This window comes from Micromonospora sp. NPDC049645 (assembly GCF_040675155.1).
Taxonomy (GTDB): Bacteria; Actinomycetota; Actinomycetes; order Mycobacteriales; family Micromonosporaceae; genus Micromonospora.
Window position 1 is genome coordinate 161,253 of record NZ_JBFAOI010000013.1, and the last position, 6,820, is coordinate 168,072.

Annotated in this window: 3 protein-coding genes; 2 read left to right on the top strand and 1 reads right to left on the bottom strand. The window is 73.5% G+C overall.

From position 1 onward, the window contains the following. Positions 1–9: 9 nt before the first annotated feature. Together AB0J33_RS25425 and AB0J33_RS25430 are read left to right on the top strand one after the other, a co-directional pair. Positions 10–1,302: a dicarboxylate/amino acid:cation symporter gene (locus AB0J33_RS25425; RefSeq protein ID WP_363616623.1), complete on the top strand. Its 1,293-nt coding sequence runs from the start codon at positions 10–12 to the stop codon at positions 1,300–1,302. A 69-nt stretch (positions 1,303–1,371) separates the two neighbouring features. Next, positions 1,372–2,439 carry an NADH:flavin oxidoreductase/NADH oxidase gene (locus AB0J33_RS25430; RefSeq protein WP_363616611.1) on the top strand — a complete coding sequence of 356 codons (1,068 nt, stop codon included), beginning with the start codon at positions 1,372–1,374 and terminating at the stop codon, positions 2,437–2,439. 64 nt (positions 2,440–2,503) lie between these two features. Here the strand turns inward: AB0J33_RS25430 and AB0J33_RS25435 are convergent, their stop codons facing one another. Beyond that, complete coding sequence (locus AB0J33_RS25435) at positions 2,504–6,115, bottom strand: ABC transporter ATP-binding protein (protein ID WP_363616613.1); 3,612 nt, start codon at positions 6,113–6,115, stop codon at positions 2,504–2,506. Positions 6,116–6,820: the final 705 nt, after the last annotated feature.

Sequence of the window (6,820 nt, forward strand, 5' to 3'; positions counted from 1 at the left end):
CCCTTCAGCCTGCGCAAAATTCCCTTCTCCGTGCAGATCCTGCTCGGCCTCGTGCTCGGCGTCGCGCTGGGCTTCCTGGCCCGCACCAACGACCTGAGCTGGCTCACCAGCACCCTGCACACCGTCGGCAGCCTCTTCGTCCAGCTGCTCAAGCTGGCCGTGCCGCCGCTGGTCTTCACCGCCATCGTGGTCAGCGTGGTCAGCCTGCGCGGCGTCGCCAACGCCGCCCGACTCGCCCTCAAGACCCTGCTGTGGTTCGGCATCACCGCGCTGATCGCGGTGAGCATCGGCATCGGCCTCGGCCTGCTCACCAACCCGGGCAAGGGCGTGACCCTCGACCTGGGTGGCGCCGCGCCGCCGAAGAACACCGGCTCGTGGACCGACTTCCTCACCGGCATCGTGCCCACCAACCCGGTCGGCGCGTTCGTCGAGGGCAACGTCCTCCAGATCGTCTTCCTCGCCGTCGTCATCGGTGCCGCCGCCCTGCTGGTAGGTGACGCCGCCGAGCCGTTCGTGGCGCTGAACCGCTCCCTGCTGGAGATCGTCCAGAAGGCGCTCTGGTGGGTCATCCGGCTCGCCCCGATCGGCACCCTCGGCCTGATCGGCAACGCCGTCGCGTCGTACGGCTGGGACCTGCTGGCCCCCCTCGCGAAGTTCACCACCGCCGTCTACGTCGGCTGCGCCATCGTGCTGTTCGTGGTCTACCCGCTGGTGCTGATCCTCGCCGGCCGTCTCAACCCGCTGCGCTTCTTCGCCGGCGCCTGGCCGGCGATCCAGCTGGCCTTCGTGTCCCGCTCCTCGGTCGGCACCATGCCGGTGACCCAGCGCTCCGTCGAGCGCCTCGGCGTGCCCCGCGAGTACGCCTCGTTCGCGGTGCCCTTCGGCGCCACCACGAAGATGGACGGTTGCGCCGCCATCTACCCGGCGCTCGCCGCGATCTTCGTGGCCCAGGTGTTCGGTGTGCACCTCGGCGTCGGCGACTACCTGCTGATCGCCTTCGTCTCGGTGGTCGGCTCGGCGGCCACCGCCGGCCTGACCGGCGCGATCGTGATGCTCACCCTGACCCTCAGCACGCTGGGCCTGCCGCTGGCCGGCGCCGGCCTGCTGCTGGCCATCGACCCGATCCTGGACATGATCCGCACCGCCACCAACGTCGCGGGGCAGGCCCTGGTGCCGACCGTGGTCGCCGCCCGCGAGGGCACCCTCGACCGCGAGGCGTACGAGTCCGCCGGCCGGCGTGACCTGACCGACCCGGAGCCGGTCGCCGAGCCCCGGCCCGAGTTGGCACCTCTCCCCGCCTGACCAGTTCACCCATCCGGCGACGGGCCCCTCTCCCCGGGGGCCCGTCGCCGTGTCGGAGAGGATGACCCCATGAGTTCCCTGTTCACTCCCCTGGCCCTGCGCGCGGTCACGGTGCCCAACCGGATCGCCATGGCGCCGATGTGCCAGTACTCCGCCGGCCCGGACGGTCTGCCCACCGACTGGCACCTGATCCACCTGGGCAGTCGCGCGGTCGGCGGCGCCGGTCTGGTGCTGACCGAGGCGACCGCCGTACTCCCCGAGGGTCGGATCAGCCCTCAGGACACCGGGCTGTGGTCCGGTGCCCACGTCGACGCCTGGCGGCCGGTGACCGCGTTCGTCGCCGCGCACGGCGCGGTGCCGGCCGTGCAGCTCGCACACGCCGGCTTCAAGGCCTCCACCTACCGGCCGTGGGCGCCGGAGCGCGGTGGCGTGCCGGACGCCGAGGGCGGTTGGACGCCGGTCGCCCCCGGCGCGGAGCCGTTCACCGCCGGCTACCGGACGCCGACCAGCCTCGACGAGGCCGGCATCGCCGGTGTGGTCGAGGCGTTCGCGGCCGGTGCCGAGCGCGCGCTGGATGCCGGCTTCGCCGCCGTGGAGATCCACGCCGCCCACGGCTACCTGCTCAACGAGTTCCTCTCGCCGCTGACCAACCACCGCACCGACGCGTACGGCGGCGACCGGGTCGCCCGGATGCGGCTCACCCTGGAGGTGGCCCGCGCGGTGCGCGCCGCGGTCGGCGAGGACGTGCCGGTGCTGACCCGGATCTCCGCCACCGACTGGGTCGAGGGCGGCTGGACGATCGAGGACAGCGTGGTGCTCGCCGGTGAGCTGGCCGCCGTCGGCGTCGACCTGGTCGACGCGTCCTCCGGCGGGGTGAGCGTGGACCAGCGCATCCCGCTCGGCCCCGGCTACCAGGTGCCGCTGGCCGCCCAGATCCGCCGCGAGGCCGGCGTCCCGACCGGAGCGGTGGGCCTGATCGTCGAGCCCGAGCACGCCGAGCAGATCGTCGCCAGCGGCGACGCCGACCTGGTGCTGCTCGGCCGGGAGTTGCTGCGTGACCCGTACTGGCCGCGCCGCGCCGCCGCGAAGCTCGGCGTCGCGTACTCCGGGCCCGCCCAGTACGCCCGCGCCGCCTGATCCACGCGGTCGGGCGGCTGCTCCCCTGAGCAGCCGCCCGACCGTCGGCGCGACTCCGAGCCCCTCAGCCGGCCAGGTGCGACCAGTCACCCTCCAGGTCCTGCCAGGTGCCCTGGGCCGCCACCGTGCCACCGAGCAGCACCACCACGTGGTCGGCCCGGACCAACGCGGCGCGCTTCGCCGTCGAGCCGACCACGGTCACCCCGTGGCCGCGCAACGCCTGCCACAGCGCCAGCTCCGTGGTGACGTCCAGCGCCGACGACACGTCGTCGGCGACCAGCAGTTCGGTACGCGGCGCGAGCGCCCGGGCCAGCGCCAACCGCTGCAACTGCCCGCCGGAGAGCCGGGTGCCCTTGTGCCCGATGAGCAGACCCAGCCCGCCGCCGGCGGCGGCCAGGTCATGGTCGAGCTGGGCGGTGCTGACCGCCCCGGCCGCGTCCACCTGGTGCCCGAGCGCGATGTTGTCGGCCACCGTGCCGGAGAGCACCCGGGGCAGCTGACCGACGTAGCCGACCTGGTTGGGCCGCAGGAACAACTCCGGCTCGGTGACCGGGTCGCCGTTCCAGGCCAGCTCGCCGGTGTGGTGCACGATCCCGGCCAGCGCCCGCAGCAACGAGGACTTGCCCGACCCCACCGGCCCGACGACCAGCACCAACTGCCCGCGCTGCACGGTCAGGTCCACGTCCCGGACAGCCACCGTACCGTCGGAGTGCACCACCCCGAAGCCGCGCAGCTCCAGCCGGCGCAGCGGATGCCGGGGCGGCATGGTCGGCGCGGGCGCCGTCCCGGCGGTCAGGTCGACCTCCGGCACCCCCGCGGAATAGGTGCTCACCCCGGTCATCGCCACCGTGCGCCGGGTCCAGACCCGCGCCGACGGCAACTGCGAGATCAACGACGCGGTCGTCCAGGCGAACCAGCGGGCCGCGCCCAGGGTGGACACGGCAACCAGCACCGCCCCGGCGGAGAGTGAGCCGTTCAGGTAGAGCGCCCAGGCCCCGATCGGCAACAGCCCGCTGGCCATCGACGGCGTCGAGCGCGCCCACACCTGCACCGAGATCTCCCGCCGCTGCCGGTCGCTGCGCAGCACGTCCAGGCCCGCCAGGTGGCGCAGCACCGCCGCGGTCGCGCCGGCGAGCTTCACCGTCCGCGCCGCGGAGAGCGCGGAGACCAGGGCCGTGGCGAACGCGGCCCGCGCCGCCACCGTCGCCCGCGCCGCGCGCTCCAGCTTCGGCCCGAACAACGTCGCGGCCAGCCCCGAGACGACCATCGTGCCGAGGAAGAACAGCCCCGGTACGACGCTGCCGGTGACCGCCGTCATGGCGACCACGAGCACCAGCGCGACGGTCTGGTCCAGCACGTTGTCGGCGAGTTGGACCACCCGTTCGGTGTCGCCGCCCTGCGCCACCACCTCGGCGGGGGTGTGTGAGCTGACCCGGCGCGGCCCGGTCTGGCCGTGCACCAGGCGCAGGCCGATGCGCAGCATCTGCCGCACCCACCACTGGGGGAACCAGACATGGGTGTAGAACGGCAGCGGCAGGGTGACCAGCAGCCCGGCGACGATCCCCACCGCGGGCAGGTACGGGTTGCCGGTCCCGTCGACCAGGTCCGCCCAGAGCCACGGCAGCACCGGCCCGTCCAACCCCAGCAGGCTGAGCCCGAGGAACAGCGCGATGGCGGTCGCCCCGTAGCGGGGGTCGTTGAGACAGAGTCGGAAGATCTCCCGCAGCGTCCGGGCCGGCGGCACCGGTGGCAGCGGCGGCGGGTCGGCGCGGGTCGGCCCGACCGGTGCGGCCTGCCCTGTCGTCACGATCGGCTCGGCCCGCCCGGCCGGCTCAGCCGGCTCGGCCCGCCCGGCCGGCTCAGCCGGCTCGATCCGCCCGGCCGCCCGAGCTTGCGCGACCGGCTCGACCGGGGCGGGCGTCGGCTCGCTCGGCCAGGCGTCCGACGGGTCGGGCCCGACCAGCAGGTCGGTGCCGAGGCCGACGCGACCGGCCGGCGCCACCGTGGCGTACGCGGCGGCGTGGCTGGTCGCCAGCAGCTCGGCGAAGCGGGTCGACGTCTCCATCGGACCGGCCTCGACCACCGCACCGTCGGCAAGCACGACCACCTCGTCGCAGCGGCGCACGGAGGAGAGCCGGTGCGCGATGACGATGCCGATCCGGTCGCGCAGCAGTCGTTCGGTGGCCCGCTGCACCCGCGCCTCGGTGACCGGGTCCAGCCGCGCGGTGGCCTCGTCGAGAATCACCACGTGCGGGTCCCGCACCAGGATCCGCGCGAACGCCACCAACTGCTCCTGACCGGCGGAGAGCACGTGCCCGCCCTCGCCCAGCCGGGTCGCCAACCCGTCCGGCAGCTCCGCGATCCAACCGGCCAGCCCCAACTCGTCGAGCGCCCGAGCCGCCACGTCGAGCAACTCCGGGTCGAAGAGGGCGACGTTCTCGGCGAGCGTGCCGGCCAGGATCTCGGTGCGCTGCGGCACCAGCGCCACCCAGCGACGCAGCTGCTCGACGTCCAGGTCACACAGGTCGGTGCCACCGAGGAAGACCGTGCCCGCTGGCACGTCCACCGCCCGGGTGAGCACCTTCGCCAGAGTCGACTTTCCCGAACCGGTCCGTCCGATCAGCGCGTACGAGCGGCCGCGCGCGAAGGTGAGGCTGAGCCCGCGCAGCGCGGCCCCCCGGCCACTCTGCTCGTATCCGAAGGTCAGGTCTCGAATGCGCACGTCACCGTCGCTCGGGCTGGCCCCGCCGACGGGTTCCTGCCGAGCCTTCTGGAGCAACTGCACCCGAGCCCACGCGCCGAGAGCCTCCTGGATCTCCGGCACCATCCGACTGACATGTTCCGCGGTCGCCCCGAAGGCCAGGGCGAGCAACCAGATGGCCGTGAGCCGGGCCGCGTCGATCCGACCCGTCGCCAACGCCCAGGCCCCGCCGAGCACCACCACGCCGATGCCGGCACGGATCGTCGCGGTGGCCACCGTCGCCACCCGCGCGGACAACACCCAGACCACGCTGCCCCGGGAGAGAACCGCGGCGGCCCGCCGGGCGTACAACCGCAACACGTACGGCCGGGCGAGACTGGTACGCACATCGTCCTGGCCGTGCACCGCCTCCTCCATCACGGCGGCCAGGTCGGACCACGCCTCCTCCTCGGCCATCCGAGCCGGGCCGATCCGCGCCGTGGGCCGACGCAACCCGATCCCGAGCACCACCGTGAGCAGCAGCATCGCGATCCCGGCCGGCCACCACACGGCCAGCGCCACCACCATCGACAGCAGGCCGACGCAGAGCCCCTGGGCGAGCCGGGTGCCCTGGTTACGGATCGCCGACGCCACCTGGTAGACGTCCCCGTCGATCCGGTCCAGCAACTCGCCCACCGGTGTGGTCTCCAGGGTGGGCAGGTCCTGCCCGAAGGCGACACGGCACAGGCGGCGGCGCACGTCGGCGGACCAGTCGGCGGTCAGACCGGCCATCAGCAGGCTCACCGCGAGGTCGCTGAGGACCACGACGACCAGCGCCGCCGCCAGCACGGCGAAGAAGCCAGCCGAGCGATGCACCAGCACCGCGCCGGCCAGCGCCGACGCGCCCGCCTGCCCCACGGCACCCAGCACGATGAGGACGACCACGATCGTCATACGACGGGTCGAGGTACCCCACAGATCACGGAGCAGGCGCATGGAAAGTCCTCCGGGACGGGGGTGGCGGAGACCTCAGCCTGCCGGCCCGAAACTGCCAACTCAACCGATTTTCCGGCTGTGAGCAGGGCATCAACCGATCCGGCTCGGTCGGTCCGGCGGATCACCCGCCGGGCGTTTTGTCTGATAAGCCGGGCCTGGCCGTGTCACGGCGCGAGCAAACCTCGTGATCGACTCGGGTTTGGTGAAGTCGGGGTATCCGGGAGTCCGGGATGCCCCGACTTCCGTAAAGTCGAGTGGATCACGCCGCTGCGACCCGACTTCGCTTGGCATAGCCGCCCGGCTCGGGGGGTTTTGTCCTGTGACCGGTCGCACCCGTGGGCCGGAATCGTGGCCGGCCCGGGGTCGTTGCACACCCTGACGATCGCAGCACCACCGGCCCGCTCCCCCCTCACGGGGTGCAGGTCGCGCGGGTTGGAATGCCAGCCCACGCCGGGTCGTTGCGGTCCCCACGACCGACCGGACACCGCCACAATGAGGTGCCGGCAGGTGGGCCACGGAATGACCCCGGCCCCCGGGACGTTGCAGTCTCCACGGCCAAGCCGTTGCAGTCCCCAGCCCCCTTCGGGCACCGCCCGAGCTAGGGGCCAGCCCCCGGGAATGACCCCGGCCCCCGGGTCGTTACACACGGTCCCGGCGCCACGAGCCCCCGCTCGTCAGGCCGCCGACCCCGACGCCGAGTAACCG

Bases quoted from the DNA above. Each gene is read 5' to 3' on its own strand.
- AB0J33_RS25430 (WP_363616611.1), top strand. From the start codon at position 1,372: ATGAGTTCCCTGTTCACTCCCCTGGCCCTGCGCGCGGTCACGGTGCCC.
- AB0J33_RS25435 (WP_363616613.1), bottom strand. From the start codon at position 6,115: ATGCGCCTGCTCCGTGATCTGTGGGGTACCTCGACCCGTCGTATGACG.